The 17,119-nt window shown below is 74.5% G+C and carries 16 protein-coding genes; 8 read left to right on the top strand and 8 right to left on the bottom strand.

Annotated elements, in window-relative coordinates; all coding sequences use genetic code 11:
* Nucleotides 1-8: 8 nt before the first annotated feature.
* From A6A06_RS37300 to A6A06_RS37285, 4 genes are all read right to left on the bottom strand, one after another.
* Nucleotides 9-1,136, bottom strand: coding sequence for a sensor histidine kinase (locus A6A06_RS37300; protein ID WP_073768024.1), 1,128 nt, complete (start codon nucleotides 1,134-1,136; stop codon nucleotides 9-11).
* Entirely contained in the window at nucleotides 1,133-1,987 is an 855-nt protein-coding gene (locus A6A06_RS37295; RefSeq protein WP_079194613.1) for a response regulator transcription factor, read from the bottom strand. The genes A6A06_RS37300 and A6A06_RS37295 overlap by 4 nt, the downstream gene beginning before the upstream one ends.
* Before the next feature lie 4 nt (nucleotides 1,988-1,991).
* Nucleotides 1,992-2,582: a DM13 domain-containing protein gene (locus A6A06_RS37290; RefSeq protein WP_073768021.1), complete on the bottom strand. Its 591-nt coding sequence runs from the start codon at nucleotides 2,580-2,582 to the stop codon at nucleotides 1,992-1,994.
* Between the two features lie 120 nt (nucleotides 2,583-2,702).
* The gene (locus tag A6A06_RS37285) at nucleotides 2,703-3,104 is read right to left on the bottom strand and encodes a (2Fe-2S) ferredoxin domain-containing protein (RefSeq protein ID WP_199931393.1); all 402 of its coding nucleotides are present in this window, start codon (nucleotides 3,102-3,104) and stop codon (nucleotides 2,703-2,705) included.
* Nucleotides 3,105-3,138: 34 nt separating this feature from the next.
* Here A6A06_RS37285 and A6A06_RS37280 point away from each other — a divergent pair, with 34 nt between their 5' ends.
* Together A6A06_RS37280 and A6A06_RS37275 are read left to right on the top strand one after the other, a co-directional pair.
* Nucleotides 3,139-4,524 carry a cytochrome P450 gene (locus A6A06_RS37280; RefSeq protein ID WP_073768017.1) on the top strand — a complete coding sequence of 462 codons (1,386 nt, stop codon included), beginning with the start codon at nucleotides 3,139-3,141 and terminating at the stop codon, nucleotides 4,522-4,524.
* A gap of 399 nt (nucleotides 4,525-4,923) precedes the next feature.
* Complete coding sequence (locus A6A06_RS37275; protein WP_073768015.1) at nucleotides 4,924-6,552, top strand: ABC-F family ATP-binding cassette domain-containing protein; 1,629 nt, start codon at nucleotides 4,924-4,926, stop codon at nucleotides 6,550-6,552.
* A gap of 62 nt (nucleotides 6,553-6,614) precedes the next feature.
* Here the strand turns inward: A6A06_RS37275 and A6A06_RS37270 are convergent, their stop codons facing one another.
* Nucleotides 6,615-7,334, bottom strand: coding sequence for an HAD family hydrolase (locus A6A06_RS37270; protein ID WP_242441133.1), 720 nt, complete (start codon nucleotides 7,332-7,334; stop codon nucleotides 6,615-6,617).
* Between the two features lie 161 nt (nucleotides 7,335-7,495).
* On the opposite strand from A6A06_RS37270, the gene A6A06_RS37265 reads away from it, so the two are divergent.
* A complete protein-coding gene (locus A6A06_RS37265) occupies nucleotides 7,496-8,035 on the top strand; it encodes a DUF6314 family protein (RefSeq protein WP_073768011.1) in 540 nt (179 codons plus the stop codon).
* A 10-nt stretch (nucleotides 8,036-8,045) separates the two neighbouring features.
* Here the strand turns inward: A6A06_RS37265 and A6A06_RS37260 are convergent, their stop codons facing one another.
* Complete coding sequence (locus tag A6A06_RS37260; protein WP_073768009.1) at nucleotides 8,046-9,329, bottom strand: DegT/DnrJ/EryC1/StrS family aminotransferase; 1,284 nt, start codon at nucleotides 9,327-9,329, stop codon at nucleotides 8,046-8,048.
* 176 nt (nucleotides 9,330-9,505) lie between these two features.
* On the opposite strand from A6A06_RS37260, the gene A6A06_RS37255 reads away from it, so the two are divergent.
* The 5 genes from A6A06_RS37255 to A6A06_RS37235 all read left to right on the top strand — a co-directional run bounded on the left by A6A06_RS37255 (nucleotide 9,506) and on the right by A6A06_RS37235 (nucleotide 15,326).
* Nucleotides 9,506-10,330 (top strand): class I SAM-dependent methyltransferase, encoded by an 825-nt coding sequence (locus A6A06_RS37255; RefSeq protein WP_073768007.1) that lies wholly within the window; start codon nucleotides 9,506-9,508, stop codon nucleotides 10,328-10,330.
* 267 nt (nucleotides 10,331-10,597) lie between these two features.
* A complete protein-coding gene (locus A6A06_RS37250) occupies nucleotides 10,598-11,695 on the top strand; it encodes a phenazine biosynthesis protein (RefSeq protein ID WP_079194612.1) in 1,098 nt (365 codons plus the stop codon).
* Between the two features lies 1 nt (nucleotide 11,696).
* Nucleotides 11,697-13,151: an aldehyde dehydrogenase family protein gene (locus A6A06_RS37245; protein WP_073768005.1), complete on the top strand. Its 1,455-nt coding sequence runs from the start codon at nucleotides 11,697-11,699 to the stop codon at nucleotides 13,149-13,151.
* Between the two features lie 173 nt (nucleotides 13,152-13,324).
* Nucleotides 13,325-14,413 carry a DUF1611 domain-containing protein gene (locus tag A6A06_RS37240; protein WP_073768003.1) on the top strand — a complete coding sequence of 363 codons (1,089 nt, stop codon included), beginning with the start codon at nucleotides 13,325-13,327 and terminating at the stop codon, nucleotides 14,411-14,413.
* A gap of 61 nt (nucleotides 14,414-14,474) precedes the next feature.
* Nucleotides 14,475-15,326, top strand: a complete 852-nt coding sequence (locus tag A6A06_RS37235) for an SMP-30/gluconolactonase/LRE family protein (RefSeq protein ID WP_073768000.1) — start codon at nucleotides 14,475-14,477, stop codon at nucleotides 15,324-15,326.
* 20 nt (nucleotides 15,327-15,346) lie between these two features.
* Here the strand turns inward: A6A06_RS37235 and A6A06_RS37230 are convergent, their stop codons facing one another.
* A complete protein-coding gene (locus A6A06_RS37230) occupies nucleotides 15,347-16,588 on the bottom strand; it encodes an MAB_1171c family putative transporter (RefSeq protein ID WP_073767998.1) in 1,242 nt (413 codons plus the stop codon).
* Entirely contained in the window at nucleotides 16,585-17,103 is a 519-nt protein-coding gene (locus A6A06_RS37225) for an ImmA/IrrE family metallo-endopeptidase (protein WP_079194611.1), read from the bottom strand. The genes A6A06_RS37230 and A6A06_RS37225 overlap by 4 nt, the downstream gene beginning before the upstream one ends.
* Between the last annotated feature and the right edge of the window lie 16 nt (nucleotides 17,104-17,119).

The raw sequence follows: 17,119 nt of genomic DNA, 5'->3' as shown, positions 1-17,119 counted from the left end.
CGCGCCGGTCACTCGCCGGGAAGGTCCACCTCGAAGCGGCAGCCCCGCTCCGTGTTGCGGACCGTGGCGCGGCCCGCGTGCGCCTCGACGATGCCACGGACGATCGCCAGGCCCAGGCCCGCGCCGCTCCCGCCGTCCGCGCGCGGGGTACGGGCCGGAGCGCCGCGCCAGCCGGTGTCGAAGACCCGCGGCAGGTCGTCCTCCGGGATGCCGCCGCACCCGTCCTCGACCGCGAGCGTCACCCGGCCGTCGTCCGCGCGGCGCGCGCTCACCGCCACCGTGCCGTCGGCCGGTGTCGCCCGGATCGCGTTGACCAGCAGATTGCCCAGCACCCGGGTGATCTGCTGGGCGTCCACCCGGACGGGTACGGCCGCCACCCCGCCGTCCACCAGGCGCACCCCGTCCGCGGCGGCCAGCGGCCGGGCGCCCGCGAGGGCGTCGTCCACCAGGTCGTACACCGACACCCGGGAGGGCGTCAGCGTCAGCGCGCCCGACTGGATGCGGGAGAGTTCGAAGAGGTCGTCGACCAGACCGGCCAGCCGGTCCACCTCGACGCGGATGCGGGCGTGGTAGCGGGCCGCGTCCGCGCCGCGCACCACCCCGTCCTCCAGCGCCTCGGCCATCGCCCGCAGGCCCGCCAGCGGTGTGCGCAGATCGTGGGAGATGCCCGCGACCAGGTCGCGCCGCGCGGTGTCCAGGGCGCGTTCCCGCTCGCGGGCCCGCGTCAGCCGGGTGCCGGCCTCCTCCAGCGCGTCGGCGAGCGCGGCCAGTTCGGCGGTCGGCGGGTCGGCGGGCGCCGCGAACCCGCCCTCGCTGCCGACCGTACGGGCCGCGTCCGCCAGCTGTCGGCTGCCCGCGGTGATCCGGCGGCCGAACAGCAGCGCGGCGCCCAGCGACACCACTCCGGAGACGGCGACCACGGCCATCACCACACCGAGGTCGTGCGCCGACAGGAACATCGCCTGCGCCACCGCGACCGTCCCCGCCGCCATCGTGACGACGGCCAGGGCCCCCGCCGCGAACAGCGACAGCGCGACCGAACGGCGCCGCAGCACCCGCACGGCCGCGGCGGCCGGCAGCCCCGCCGCCGCGGCACCGAGGGCGGCCAGGGCGGCGATGACGAGAAAGTCGTTCACGGGCGGGAGCCTTCGGACGGGGTGCCCGGGGCCGTACCGCCGTCCCCCGGGCCGCCCGCCGGGTCGAAGCGGTACCCGGCGCCCCACACCGTCACGATCAGCCGCGGCGCCGCCGGATCGTCCTCGACCTTCTCGCGCAGCCGCCGCACGTGCACGGTGACCGTCGACAGATCACCGAACTCCCAGCCCCAGACCTGGTGCAGCAGATCCTCCCGCGCGAACACCCGCCCCGGGTTGCGCATCAGGAAATGCAGCAGATCGAACTCGCGGGCGGTCAGGGACAGGGCGCGCCCGGCCCGTACGGCGTGGCGGCCCGCGGGGTCGGCGGTCAGGTCACCGGCCCGCAGGGCGGGCGCCGGGGTGGCGGCAGGCGGCGCGGCCTCCGCGCGCCGCAGGACGGACGCGATGCGCAGGACCAGCTCGCGGGGGCTGAACGGCTTGGTCACGTAGTCGTCCGCGCCGAGCTCCAGCCCCAGGATGCGGTCGGACGCCTCGCCGCGGGCGGTGAGCATCACGACCGGGAGCGCGCCCGCCGCCCGCTCGCCCTGCTCCGCCCGCTCCGCCCGGCGCAGCCGTCGGCACACCTCCAGGCCGTCCAGGCCGGGCAGCATCAGGTCCAGCACCACCAGGTGCGGCCGGAAGGACGCGGCGCGGTCCAGGGCCGCCCAGCCGTCGGCGGCGTGCTCGGTCGTGTAACCGGCGCGGCCGAGATAGCCGGTGACGACCTCGGCTACGGTCGGATCGTCCTCGACGACGAGGATGCGCCGGGGCGGCGCGGCGGGCACCGGACCGGCCGGGGGCGCGGCGGGCGGTACGGCGGGCGGTACGCGGGGCGGGGTGGCTGGGCTCACGGGGTCAGCGTGCCATCGTGTGCGCCGGGCGGAGGTCGGCGGCGCCGAAGGACACCGAGAACCGCTGGCACCAGATCACCACGCTGCGGAAGCCGGCGGGGTCGGTGCCGGCCGGTACGGCGTAGTTCTGGTTGCCGAGGCTGCCCTTGAGCCCGCCCAGTTCGACGGCGTCCGCGCCGAGCCCCTTCGCGGCCTCGGCGGCACTCCGGTGCGACAGGTACACCCGTACGTCCGGTCCTTCGGACGTCTTGAGGTCCTCCAGCCGCACCACCCGGCCGCCGTCCGCCAGGCGCAGCGTGCGGGCGGTGCCGCTGGTCGCGTGTTCGTGGGAGACGAAGCTGCCGCGGGCCGCCGCCCCCTTCATGCCGTCCATGCCGTCCATGCCGTCCGTGCCCGGTGCGCCCTTCATGGCGTCGGCGGGGGCGGACGAGGAGGCGGCGGGCGGTGCGGCCTCGTCCACCGTGGTGTGGGTGAGGGCCTTCCACGGCTGGAAGAGGTAGAGCGCGAAGGCCGCGGCGACCACGGCGACGGCGATGACGGGGACGACGACGGCGCGGCGCAGGAGCGGCGTGCGGCGGGGCGCGGTGGGGTTCATGGGTCCAGCGAACCGCGCCGGGCGGGCTGCCGGGGGCCGCGGGCCCGTCCCGTAAGACTCCGGTAATCGTCCGGGGAAGGCTGCGCCAGGTGACCGATGCGCGCCCGGACGCCGGGCCTCTCAGCCCTCCAGCGCCTCCCGTACCCGCCGCGACACGGTGAACGTGTACAGGTCCAGCACGCCCGGCGGCTCCGCGATGCCGGGGCCGCCGGCCTCGATCCAGGCGGCGATGTCGTCCAGCGCCCCGTCGTCGTTGACCAGGCCCAGCCACACCGGGCGCCCGCCCGCCGCCCGGCCCGCGCGGGACGGCTGGACCACGACGACATTGGCCTGGTCGCAGACGTCCAGGCACTCCGAGGCGCGGACCTCGGCCGCGCCCGCCAGCGCGGCCCGAAGCCGCGGTATCTGCTCCGCGTGGTCCACGCCCGGGACCTTGCGCGGGTCGCCGCAGCAGCAGCCGCGGCAGACGGTGACGCGGCAGGGGGTCTCGGCGGGCGCGCGGCCGGAACGCTTGGTGATCATTCGGCCCATGCTACGTGGGGTAGGTATCGGCCCCATGACCTCCACCACGCACACCGCCCCGGCGATACCGGGGCCCAAGGGAGTCCCGTTCCTGGGCTCACTGTTCGACCTGCGGCGTTCCACGCTCGACACCTTCGCGCGCGCCCGGCGCGACCACGGCGACGTGGTCCGCTTCACGGCCGGGCCGCCCGGCCTGCGCAGCGTCTTCTACGGGGTGTTCTCGCCCGAGGGCAGCCAGCGGATCCTGGCCGCCGAGGCCGTCAACTTCCGCAAGGACCACCCGTTCTACGAAGAGGTCCGGCAGTCCTTCGGCAACGGCCTGCTGACCAGCCAGGACGCCGACTACCTGCGGCAACGGCGGATCGTGCAGCCGCTGTTCACCAAGCGCCGGGTGGACGGCTACGCATCGGCCGTGACATCGGAGGCGCAGGCCGTCGCCGACCGCTGGCGGGCCCCGTCCGGCGGCACCGTGGACCTGGTGGGCGAGATGAACCGGCTCGCGCTGCGCACGGTCTCCCGCATCCTGTTCGGTACGGACCTGGAGGCCGCGGTCGCCACCGTGCACCGCTGCTTCCCGGTGGTCAACAAGTACGTGGTGCGGCGCGGCTTCTCGCCCCGCAACCCGCCGCGCCACTGGCCCACGCCCGCCAACCGGAAGGCCGCCGCCGCGACGGCCGAGCTGAACGCGGTCTGCGACCGCATCGCCGCCGGACGGCGGGCCGCCGCGGCGCCCGATGGCGGCGAGGGCGACGGCGCGGACCTCCTCTCGCTCCTCACCCGCGCGGGCACCGCGCAGGACGGCGGCCTGGACGCCACCGAGATCCGCGAACAGGTGCTGGTCTTCCTGCTGGCCGGACACGAGACCACCGCGACCTCCCTGGCCTTCACCCTCCACCTGCTCGCCCGGCACCCCGAGGAGCAGGCGCTGGTACGCGAGGAGATCGACGCCGTACTGGCGGGGCGCGACCCGGAGGCCGCCGACCTGGACCGGCTGCCGCGGCTGACGAGGGCCCTCAAGGAAGCCATGCGGCTGTACCCGGCGGCGCCGGTGGTCAGCCGCCGCGGCGTCGCGGCCACCGACATCGGCGGGCACCAAATACCGGCCGGCGCCGACGTGGTCGTCTCGCCCTGGGTGACCCACCGGCACCCGGACCTGTGGGAGGACCCGGAGCGCTTCCACCCGCTGCGGTTCACACCGGAACGCGAGGCGGCGCGCCACCGTTACGCGTGGTTCCCCTTCGGCGGCGGCCCGCGGGCCTGCATCGGGCAGCACTTCTCGATGCTGGAGTCCGTGCTGGCGGCGGCGGTCCTGCTGCGCTCGTACGAGCTGACGGCGGTGGACCGGGACGTGCCGCTGACCGCCGGGATCACCTTGCAGGCGGCCGGGCCGGCGCGGGTACGGCTGCGCGCGGTGGGCTGACGGGCGGGCGGGTCGGACGGGTCGGGCGGGCCGGACGCGGTGCCGGGAGCGGGCCGTGGCGGGCGCTGTTCGGGGGCGCCGTCAAATGCAACCGAAATAGCGTTTGCGTTTTCGCGGCGCCCCTCGTACCGTTCTCGGTGGCCCCATTGCCGTCGACAGGAGAAGGCCGTTGCTCGTCTGAGGTCCTGAGACACCGCGCCACGGCGCGAGGTGCGCAGCACGCGAAGAGCGTGCCCGGCACCCGCCGTGCGCCCCTGTCCGCGACCTCGGCGACCCGGATTCCCGGCCCCGCCTCCGCCCCGGCCCGCCGCTCGGTGCCGCCGCCCGGCTCTCGTGGATCTCCTCGTGGTGTCTCCCGCGCTGCCACCCGCCCCTTCACCGCGCACCGAGGAGACCCGTATGACCACCTCTTCCACCCCTTCCGCCACCTCCGCCGCCTCCGTCGTCTGCTCCGGCCTCGACTTCGCCTGGCCCGACGGCACCCCCGTCCTGGAGGACTTCGACCTGACCGTCGGCCCCGGACGCACCGGCCTGATCGGCCTCAACGGGTCAGGAAAATCGACCCTGTTGAAGCTGTTCGCCGGTCGGCTCCAGCCGTCCGGGGGATCCGTGAAAGCGGCCGGCGAGGTCGGTTACCTGCCGCAGAACGCCGCCCTGGACACCGGACTGCGGGTGGACGCGGCACTCGGCATCGCCGGGACCCGCACCGCCCTGCACGCCATCGAGAACGGAGACGCCAGTGAGGCCAACTTCGAGGCCGTGGGCGACGACTGGGACGTGGAGGAGCGCGCCCGCGCCACCCTCGACCAGCTCGGCCTGCACGCCGTCGACCTCGACCGCACCATCGGCGAGGTGTCCGGCGGCGAGTCCGTCCTGCTGCGGCTCGCCGCGCTGCTGCTGCGCCGCCCCGACGTGCTGCTGCTGGACGAGCCGACCAACAACCTCGACCGGGCCGCCCGCCGCCGCCTGTACGCCGCGGTGGCGGGCTGGTCCGGCGTCATGGTCGTCGTCAGCCACGACCGCGAACTGCTCGATCTCGTGGACCGGATCGCCGACCTGCGCGACGGCGAGATCCACTGGTACGGCGGCAACTTCACCGCGTACGAACACGCCCTCGCCGCCGAGCAGGAGGCGGCCGAGCGCATGCTGCGCGTCGCCGAGGCCGACGTGGCCCGCCAGAAACGCGAACTGTCCGACGCGCACGTCAAACTGGCGCGCCGGGCCCGGTACGCGAACAAGATGTACGCCCAGAAGCGCGAGCCGAAGATCATCATGAACGGGCGCAAGGCCGCGGCCCAGGTCTCGGCCGGCAAGCACCGCATCATGCACACCGAGAAGCTCAAGGAGGCCAGGGAACGGCTGGGGGAGGCCGCCGGAGCGGTACGGGACGACGACGAGATCCGCGTCGACCTGCCGCACACCGAAGTACCGCCGGGCCGGGACGTACTGACCCTGCGGGCCCTGCGCGCCCGCTACGGCGCCACCGCCGACATCGAGCTGCGCGGCCCCGAACGGGTGGCGCTGACCGGCGGCAACGGCTCCGGCAAGACCACGCTGCTGCGGACGCTGGCGGGCGAGATCCCGCCCGAGGAGGGCACCGCGGAGATCCACGTACCGCACCGCTTCCTGCCGCAGCGGCTGGACGTCCTCGACGACGGGCTGACCGTCGTGGAGAACGTCGCCCGCTTCGCCCCGGACGCCACCGCCAACCGCATACGGGCCCGCCTGGCGCGCTTCCTGTTCAAGGGCGCCCGTGCCGACCAGCCGGCCGGCACGCTCTCCGGCGGCGAACGCTTCCGCGCGACCCTCGCGGCCCTGATGCTGGCCGAGCCCGCACCCCAGCTCCTGATGCTCGACGAACCGACGAACAACCTCGACATGGCCTCGGTACGCCGGCTCGTCACGGCACTGGACTCCTACCGGGGCGCCCTGATCGTGGTCAGCCACGACGTGACGTTCCTCCGCGAGATCGGCATCACCCGCTGGCTCGCTCTGGACGGCGCGCTGAAGGACACCGACCCGATGTGACCATCCCGGGCGGCGCGCGGCACCACGCCGCGCGCCGCCCACGCACGCTCCCGGTATGCGGCTCAGAAGTGCCGCAGCAGTTCGGCGAACGTCTCCAGGTGGAGCACCTTGTCGTCGGCCGGGTCGAGGTCGCTGTGCTCCAGCACCCAGGTGTTGTCGTTCGGGATGAACACCGCGTTCAGGCCCGCCTCCCGGGCCGGCAGGATGTCCGACTTGGGGGAGTTGCCGATCATCCAGGTGTCCGACGGCGTCAGCGCGCACGTCCGGACCAGGTCCTGGTACGTACCGGCGTTCTTCTCCGGCACGATGTGCACCCCGCGGAAGTGGTGGGCCAGCCGGGACGCCTCCACCTTCGCGCGCTGCTCCGCGGCGTCCCCCTTGGTCAGCATCAGCAGCTCGTGCCGCCCGGCCAGGTCCGTCAGGGTCTCCGCCACCCCGGGGATCAGCTCCATCTCGTCCGCCTCGAAGGCCCGTGCCCAGCCCGCGATCCGGGCCAGCTCCGCCGCACCGGCCTCCCGCAGCCGCACCCGCCGCACACACTCGCCGAGGCTGCGCAGGAACACCTTGCTGCCGTAGCCGTGGACCACGGCGTTGGCGGCCTCGATCTCGTCCAGTACGGCGCGTACGCCGTCCCGGCCCAGCTCCGGATGGTCCAGCCAGGTCAGGAACTCGTCGATGACCCGCTCGAAGATCACGTTGTTCTCCCACAACGTGTCGTCGGCGTCGAAGACCAGCACCTGCCGCGCCCGACGCGTTCCGGGCCCGCCGCCCACTGCGCTCACACCGTCTCCTCGTGCTCTTCGCCGTCCGGGCCGGGGGACACACCCGGCCCCGCGGCACCCTACTGACCGGGTACGCACGGACGCACCGCAATTCCGCGCGGCCCGGTCCGGCCCGACGGCCCGGCCGGTGCGGGGAAGCCGGCACCGGGGACAATGGCGCCATGCCGACAGAGCCCGACGCCGCGACCGTCCCCGGAGCCCCGTACGCGGTCGCCGACGCCGCGGAGTACCTGGCCGGGTGGTGGACGATCGACCGCACCGTGCTCGACGTCCGCACCGGCACGCAGGGGACCTTCCGCGGCACGGCCCACTTCCGGCCCGAAGGCCCCGAAGAATCCGACGCCCTCAAGGACTCCGAGAGCTCCGGAGGCGGGGCCGCATCCGGCGCTGTGCTGCTGCACGTCGAAGAGGGCGAACTGACCTGGAACGGCACCACCGCCCCGGCGGCCCGCACGCTGCGGCTGTGCCCGCACCCGGACGGCACCGCCGACGTCACCTTCGCCGACGGGCGGCCCTTCCACGACCTCGACCTGCGCACCGGCCACTGGACCACCCGCCACCCCTGCGCCGCCGACCTCTACGACGGCGAGTTCACCGTCGTCTCACCGGGGGAGTGGCACCTGCGCTGGCAGGTGGGCGGCCCGGCCAAGGCCCAGCTGCTGTGCTCGGTCTACCGGAGAACCGTTCGCCCGCTGCCGTGACGGCGCACTGTCACCGCCCGGACGCGGGACCCCAGTCCTCCGGATCGAGTACGGCCGCCATCCGGTCCAGCGCCCGCTCCGGCATGCCGGGCCGCAGCGGCAGGCTCACGGCGTGGCGTACGAGGTGCGCCGCGGTCCGCGCCCCCTGCTGGTGGCCGGGCGGTGCCGGTACCGCGCCCAGCGAGGTCGGCCGCGCCGCGTCGAAGCCCGCCGAACGCAGGCGGGCGGCCGTCGCGGCCGGGTCCGGGGTGGGCACGGCACACAGCCAGAATGTGTGCACGGGCGCGTCCGCGCCGTACACCAGCGCCGGGTCCGGCAGCCGCGCCACCAGCCGCCGTGCCACCGCCGCCCGCCGTGCCACCGCCCGCACGGTGCCCGTGGCACGCAGCCGCCGGTCCAGCAGGGCCAGCAGCGCGGCACCCGGCCGGTGCCGGATCGCGGGCAGGAGATCCGTACCGACGAAGGCGCCCACCGTGGCCTGGAGGCCGCTCGTGGGGTCGCGCCCCAGCAGCCCGGACGCGGCCGTCACCCCGGTGTAGACGGGCCGCGTGGTGAGCAGCGCCAGCAGGGAGTACTTGGCGACCCGCCGGGCCTGCGCGTCCTGCCGCTGCACCGGCCACTCCCGGTGCAGCGCGCGCATCGACGCCAGCAGGCCCGCGTTCCGTACGACGGCCACCGCGCCGCCCAGCGCCGTGGCGGTCTTGATCGGGCCGAAGCTGAACAGGGACACGTCAGCGCCGGGACTGCCCCGGAAGGCCGGGCCGCTGTACGCCTGGGCGCAGTCCTCGACCAGCAGCCAGCCACGCCGCGCGGCGAGCTCGACCAGGGGGTCCAGCGGCGCCTGGGTGCCGAAGAGGTGGGCGACGACGACGGCCTTCGTCCGCGGGGTGGCGGCTGCCGCCCACTGTTCCGCGGTGGGCAGCAGCGTGCCCGCGCCGAGATCCACCGGCACCGGCACCAGCCCGTGTTCCATGACGATCCGCCACATGTCGGGGATCGTGACGGCGGACATCAGCACCTCGCTGCCCCGCGGGAGCGCGGCGGCGCTCAGCGCCAGATCCAGCGCGCTGCGCACGGACAGCGTCGCCAGACACCGGTTCGCGCCGCCACCCGCCCGGGGCGCCGTCCCGCTCGCGCCGCCGTCCGCCAAGTGCGCCGTCCCGCTCGCGCCCCCGTCCCCGAACCGCCGTTCCACGGTGGCCGCCCACCGCCCGGCGTCCCCGTCCCGCCCGCAGGCCGCCATCCCGTACGCGAGATCCGGCCAGCCGATGTCGAAGCTCTTCGGTGGATACACCGCACACACCTCCTCACCGGGTCAGACGCACGGCGCCGCCGTGTGCCTGACCCGCCGCCCGCCGCCGGGCATCCGGACACGGGCCACCGGGTAGGGACGCCGTCGTGACTACTCAGGACAGCGCGCCTCAACAGGACAGCACGCCGCACCGGGCCGGTGCCGCCACGACCGACGCCATGCTGCGGGCCAACCAGGAGAACTGGGATGCCCGTACCCCGGTACACGTGGCCAGCGACTTCTACGGCCTGGACGGCTCACGGACCACCGACGACTGGTTCGCCCCCTTCGAGTGGGACGACCTCGGGCCCCTGGAGGGGCGGGACGTACTGCACCTCCAGTGCCATCTCGGCACCGAGACGCAGGCGTTCGCCGAGCGGGGCGCGGCGCACACCGTCGGCCTGGACTTCTCCGGCGCGGCGCTGGCCCAGGCGCGCCGCCTGGCGGCCGACGGCGGACGGGACATCGAGTTCGTCCAGTCCGACGTGCACCGCGCCGCCGACGCGCTGGGCGGGCGCCGCTTCGACGTGGTCTACACGGGCAAGGGCGCGCTCTGCTACCTGCCCGACCTGTCCCGGTGGGCCCAGGTGGTCGCCGGGCTGCTGCGGCCGGGCGGCCTGCTGTACGTGGTCGAGTTCCACCCGCTGCTCAACTCCCTGGGCGCCAACCCCGATCCCGGCCGCGCTCCGGAGGACGCGGGGCTGCTGCTGACCCACGACTACTTGGAGGGGCGCGGCGCGATCCGCAACGACACGCCGCACACCTACACCGACGGGCCTCCCGTGGAGGGCGCGACGACCAGTTACGAGTGGCGGCACGGCCTGGGGGAGACCGTCAACGCGCTGGTCGGCGCCGGGCTGACCGTCGACCTGCTGCGGGAGACGGACCTGCTGCCCTGGAAGCGCTTCGCGACGATGGAGCGGGCGGAGAACGGCTGGTGGCGGCTGCCTCCGGAGGAGCCCCGCGTCCCGCTGCTGTTCGCACTGCGTGCCACCAGGCCCTGACCCGTCCGGCGGCCCCGGGCTCCCGCGGACGGAAAGCGGAATCCGCGGAGCCGGGGTCCTGCGCCACCGGTCCTCCGCCATCAGCAGCGGGGACACGGTTTTGGCCAGCCCCCGCCCGCTTCAAGCCGGAATGCCCGGGGCCGCATTGCACCGACAAACATCCCATGATCCGGTGGATTCTCCGGACGGGCCCGGCGCCCGGGGCAGCCCCCACCCCGGCACCGCCCCGCGCCCGAAGGCACCCAGCCAGCAGAAAGGTGAACCCAGATGCGCGACGTGGACGCCGTACTCGGCACGCCCTGGCACGAACTGCCCTCCGCCGACGCCGTCGTGGCCGCGGCCATGGAATGGCACTTCGACCCGGCCACCGGCTCCCGGTTCTGGGTGGAGCGCGCCGCGTCGCTGCCCTTCGACCCGCGGAAGGACATCACCACCCTCGCCGACCTCGGCCGCTTCCCCGACGTCAGCGCCGAGTGGCGGGACGTACCCGTCGAGGATCTGCTGCCCGCGGGACTGCGCGGCCTCGGCAGGCAGCCCTCCGTCTGGGAGAGCGGCGGCACCACCGGCGCCCCGAAGCGGATCGTCGACCTCGGCCAGTGGGAGCGCAACACCCGCTGGTGGTCCGAGGTCCTCGACCAGCACGGCTTCCCGTGCGACGACGGCAATCTGCTCTTCCTCGGCCCCACCGGGCCGCACGTCGTCGCCGAGGCGCTGAGCGGCCTCGCCCGGATGCGCGGCGCGGTGTTCTTCCCGGTCGACCTCGACCCGCGCTGGGTACGGCGGTGCCTCCAGGGCGGTCACGCCGACGTCGCCAAGCGGTACGTCGACCACATCCTCGACCAGGCCGAATGGGTGCTCGCCTCGCAGGACATCGCCCTGCTGTACGCGACGCCGCCCCTCCTGGAAGCCATCGCCGAACGCCCGCGGCTCGCCGGGCTGGTCCGCGACAAGGTGCGCGGCATCCTGTGGGGCAGCACCTCCATCGACCCCGAGACACTCCGGCTGCTGTCCGCCGAGGTCTTCCCCGAAGCGGTCGTCAGCGGCCTGTACGGGAACACGATGATGGGCGCGGCACCCCAGCGGCCCGCCGCCCCCGGCGACACCGAACCCTGCGTCTTCCAGAGCTTCCACCCGTACGTCCACCTGTCCCTGCTCGACCCGGAGGACCTGTCCCGCGAGGTGGCGTACGGCGAGCGCGGGCGGGTGTGCATGCGCCAGCTCAGCCCGGAGGTGCTGCTGCCGCACGTCCTCGAACGGGACACCGCGATCCGTGTCGCGCCCGTCGAGGGCTTCGCGGGCGACGGCGTGGCCGACGTCCAGCCGTTCAGCGACGGCGGGGCGAAGATCATCGAGGGGGTGTACTGACATGACCGGCCACCCGGATGCGGCCGCCGGGACCGGCGCTGACATCGCCGTCGAGCGGCGCGCGGGCCCGTACCGCTCCGCCAGCCGGGCCCCCTTCACCGACGCCACCGGCAGCCCCGCGGGCGAACTCTCCCTCGCGCCGCCCCTGCTGATCCGCCAGGTGATCAACGAAATGCGCGCCGCGCCGGAACAGCCCGCCCGGGACCGCCTCGCGGCCCTCGCACGGGCGGGGGAACTGTTCGCCACCGCCACCCTGGACGGGGAGACCCCCGACGCGTACTGCCGCCGCCAGGCCCTGGTCTCCGGGCTGCCCGTGTCCATCGCCCGCCGCACCCTCGACAGGGTGGCGCGGACCGGCCGGGCCGCGGCGGACACCCTGGCCGCGCAACGCCCCACGGGAGCCCTGCCCTCCGACGATCTGCCCCTGGACGGCGCGCCCACCGCCGACGCGACGGCGGTGTGGGTACGCAAGGGCGACGTCCTCGGCGTACTGGCGCCCGGCAACCACCCGGCCACCCACCTGGAGTGGCTGGGCGCCCTCGCCCACGGCTACCGCGTCGCCGTACGCCCCTCCCAGCGCGACCCCTACACCCCGCGGCGGCTGATCCGCGCCCTGCGTGAAGCCGGTCTCGCCCCGGGATACACGGCGCTGCTGCCGACCGCCCACGAGCACGCGGAGACCCTCGTCGAGCAGGCCGACCTCGGCCTGGTCTACGGAGGCGACCCGGTCGTCGCCCGCTACGCCGACAGCAGGCGGGTGCTCGCGCAGGGCCCCGGCCGGTCCAAGATCCTGATCACCCGGGACGTTCCCTGGCAGGCCCACCTGGACGTGGTCGCCGACTCGGTCGCCGCCGACGCCGGGGTGCAGTGCCTCAACGCCAGCGCCATCCTCTGCGAGGAGGACCCGAAGGGCCTCGCCCAGGCCCTGGCCGAACGGCTCGCCGGCCTCCCGCCGCTGCCACCGGACCACCCCGAAGCGGTGCTTCCCGTACGGCCGCTGGCCGAGGCCCGGCGCCTCGCGGAGCAGCTGCACGACACCGTCGGCACGCACCTGGCGGCCGCACCCGGCGCGGACCCCGGCGAACGGTTCCTCGCCGACCTGGGCGACGGCAGCGCCGCCCTGCGGCCGGTCGTCGTCGCCCTCGACAGCCCGCAGGACCCGCACTTCGGCGCCGAACTGCCCTTCCCGTACGTGGCCGTGGCGCCCTGGCGGCCGGACCTCCGCCCGTCCGGGTTCGGCCGGACCCTGGCCCTCACGGTGCTGAGCGAGGACACCGGCCTGATCCGCGCATGCGTCGCGAGCCCGCAGATCCGCAACGTCCACCGGGGCGACGTCCCCACCCACTGGACGCGCCCCGGACTGCCGCACGACGGCTCGCTCGCCGAGTTCCTGATGGAGTCGAAGACCTTCGCCGGAACAGCCGGGGCAGCGGCGGTCCGGAGCCCGGCTACGTGACGAGCGGGCACCGGATTCCGGCGGTACGGACACGCCGTCGCCGTACCGCCGGCGCGGAGCTCCGCGCACGGAGACGGCCGGTGTTCCCGGCCGGGCGGCGGCCGGACGGGCGGGCCCTGGCACGGTCCGCCGCAGCATTCCCCGGCAGAGATCCGGTGGGTAGGGTTCCGGATATGATCCTCTCCGGATTCCCCCGGCTTCCGCTCCGCGCCGTGCTCTTCGCCGACGGGGTGTTCGCCCGCCTCGAAGGCAAGACGGCACAAGGGGTGCTGCGGCACAGCACCATCCTCGACACCGTGGCGGTCGTCGACCGCACCCACCCGTCCGCCACCACGGCGTCCGTGGTGGCCGGGACCGGCGTCCCCGTCGTCGCTTCCCTGGAAGAGGCCCTGCGGTTCGCACCGGAAGCACTGGTCGTGGCGATGACCGAGTCCGACCACATGGAGGCCGTGGACGGCGGTGACGGCGGGATGCGGCACGCGCCGCGGCCGCCGGGCGACCTCCCGGCCTTCTGGTGGGAGCAGATCGACACCGCCGTACGCAACGGCCTGCACGTCATCTCCTGCCTCCATCTCCAGCTGCGGCACACGGAATTCGCCGACAAGCTCACGGACGGCCAGCGGCTGGTCGACGTCCGGCGCCCGTACGACGAACTGCCGAAGTACTCCGGCCGCCTGCGGCGCTCCCGCGCCGGGCTCGTACACGTGGCGGGCAGCGACTGCGTGGTGGGAAAGCGGACCGTCGCCCTCCAACTGCACCGGGAGGCACGGGCGCGCGGCATCGACGCCGGATACGTCGGCACCGGCCAGACCTGTCTGCTGGCCGGCTGCACGGAGGGCGCCATCATCGACCGCGCCCCCGTCTTCCAGGCGGCCGGACTCGTCGAACACCTGGTGCAGCGGGCGGACCCCCGGCACGACCTGCTGATCATCAAGGGCCAGGCGTCCGTACTGCACCCCGCCTTCGGCGGCCTGGCCACCGCGATCCTCCAGGGCTCGCAGCCCGACGCCGTCGTCTTCGTGCACGACCCGCGCCGCACCCACCGCTACCACTGGGAACACCTGCCGGTGGCCGACCCGCGCAGCGAGATCCGTATGGTGGAGGAGCTGGGCGGAGCCCCCGTCGTCGCCGTCGCCACCCGCGGACGGGACAACGTGGCGGCCCTGCGCCCGCTGGGGCTGCCCGTCGTCGACGTCCTCGACGGCGACGGCACGGCCGCCCTGATGGACGCGCTCGGCCCCGTACTGCCCCCGCGCCCCTGACCCCGCCCGCTCCCGGCCCGGATCCGGCAGCGGCGGCCCAAGATCCCCCGTTCCGAGGAGAATGTGCACTGTGAGTGTTGAAGTGGCCCTGGCCATACGGGCGCACTTTGCCGAATGCCCCACCTGGGACGCCGCCGACGGCACCCTGCTCTGGGTCGACATGGGCGAAGAGGGAGTGCACCGCTATCGTCCCTCCGACGGCGGCGACACGGTCACCGCCGTCGGCCAGCCGGTGGCCGCCGCGCTGCCCCGGGCGGGCGGCGGCCTGGCCCTGAGCCTGCGCGACGGCGTCGCCGTGACCGGGCCGGACGGGGAGCGCCGGTGGCTCATGGACTGGTCGCGGGAAGGCGTGCGCGGCAACGACGCGAACACCGACGCCCGGGGCCGCCTGTGGGTGGGCACCATCGCCGGCGAGACCTCCCCGGGCTGGCTGGCGCGGATCGACGCCGACGGCACCGCGCACACCACGGCGACCGGCATCAAGCTGAGCAACGGCATCACCTGGAGCCCCGACGGGACCCGGATGTACTACGTGGACACCCCCACCCGCCGGATCGACGTCTTCGACTACGACCCCGACACCGGCAAGGCGTCCGACCGCCGCGTGTTCGCCGACGTCACCGACACCGCGGGCGTGCCGGACGGGATGTGCACCGACACCGCGGGCGGCGTCTGGGTGGCCCTCTTCCGCGGCGGAGCGGTCCGCCGCTACACCCCGGACGGGCGGCTGGACCGCGAGATCGCCCTGCCCGCGTCGCTGACCACCGCCTGCGGCTTCGGCGGCCCGGACCTGACCGACCTCTACGTCACCTCGGCCCGCCGCGACCTCGGTGACGTCGAACCGGAAGCCGGCAACCTCTTCGTCGTGCCCGGCGTCGCCCAGGGGCTGGAAGGCGTGCCGTTCGCCGGGTGACCCGCCCGTACCGTACGGCGCTACGGTCCGGCCTGCGCCACCGCGGGCCGGACACGTGCGAACGCGCGGGACACCTCGACCAGCCACGCCACGTCGGCCGAGAAGTCCGGCCCGCCCGCCGCCGCGGACACCGGCATCCCGTCCGTGCCCGGCGGGTCCTCCACGCTGCCCACCGGACCGTCCGCCTCCGGGCCCGGCGGGCGGGGCCCGGCCGCGAGCGCCGCCGCGATGTGCGCCGCCTCCGCCTCCGCGCGCCGCTCCTCGGCGGACCCCTTCCCGGGCTTCTCGTGCTTCTCGTGCTTCTCGGGCGGGAGCACCGCGCCCGGATCACCGTGGTGCCCGCGCAGGGCCAGACAGCCGTCCCGGATCTCGATCACCCGGCGGTGCAAGTGGAACCGCAGGTCGTACAGGGCCGACAGGTCGCTGCCGGTACTGGACGGCAGGGAGATCTCCGGATGGGCCTGGTGCAGGGCCAGCCACAGCGGTCGCAGCAGCCGGTAACTGCGGTAGTCGGCCAGCCAGCTGCGGGCGGCCGAGACCCGCGGCCCCCACAGCGGCGCGGTCCAGCCGACGATGTTGAGGACCATGCCCACCGTCAGCGTCGTACGGGACACGTCGGACCAGCGCAGCGGGTTCCAGCCGTACTGCGTCAGGAAGACGTCCGCGTACCGCCCGGCCGGATAGACCAGCTCGATCGCCGCGCCCGCCGCCGCGATGCGCAGGCCGCGGCGCACCCACGCGTGGTCGGTGAGCTTGGCGAAGTGCCAGCAGGCGCGGGCCACCAGGACCTTGCCGACCACGAACGCGGTGAGATAGGCGGCCTGGTAGGCGACGAAGAACGGCTGGTCGCCGGGGTTTTTGAAGACGTTGCGCGGCGGGCCCTGGAGGGTCGCCAGGAAGAACAGCACCGCCATCGTCACCGGCACCACCGCGAGCAGCAGCAGACGCCGCCTGGCCCGTACCCGCGCCTCGGCCCGCGGGTACGTCCAGTGGATCAGCAGGATCTGCTGGCAGGCGAGCACCGCGATGATCCACAGCTGGACCGACACGTTGTACCAGGTGATGGTGCCGAACAGGGTGCCCGTCCAGCGGACGGGCGTGGACATCGACAGGTACATCCCCTGGCACCCGAAGGACGCGCACAGCGCGATCAGCCCCGCGTTGCGGCGGTGCCCGCGCAGCAGCGGTACGAGGGTGTAGGCGAACGCGATCCAGCAGGCGAGCGCGGCGATCGGATACCGGATGTGGGTGATGCCGGTCATGAACCGTCCTCGCGGCGCCAGTTGAGCGAACCGTGGATGCGGCCCAGCGCGCTGTCGGGATCCGGCGCCGCCGCGCCCCCGCGCGAGCCGGCGCGCAGCGCCTCACCGAGGAGAAAGGCCATGACCTCCGCTTCCTGTTCCTGGGCGTCCGAGTAGTTCTCGCGGTACAGCAGGTCCTGCACGAGGGACGGGTCGAGGTCCGGGAAGAGCAGGGTGCCGGGGTCGGTGCCGGGGACGCCGACACCGTGGTGGCCGCAGATCATGTGGGCGAGTTCGTGGGCGATGATGTGTTCCTGGTGGTGGCGGCTGGTGTGCGCCTCGTAGACGACGTAGTCCGTACCGGGGAAGGACAGCCACAGGCCGCACGGCCCCGCGGTGTCCATCGGCATGGCCACCAGCTCGATCTCCCTGTTCCGCACGCGGGCCAGGTGGCCGCAGAGCAGCGGCAGGTCGTAGGAGGCGGGAAGCCCGTACGACGCCAGCTTCTCCTGGCACTGCCGGCGCAGAGCCCGCATTCCGGAAGACCCTCTG

The sequence above is a fragment of the Streptomyces sp. CB02923 genome (assembly GCF_001905005.1).
Lineage (GTDB): Bacteria > Actinomycetota > Actinomycetes > Streptomycetales > Streptomycetaceae > Streptomyces.
Note: the sequence above shows the minus strand (reverse complement) of the source record. Positions and strands in the feature narration are given on the sequence as shown.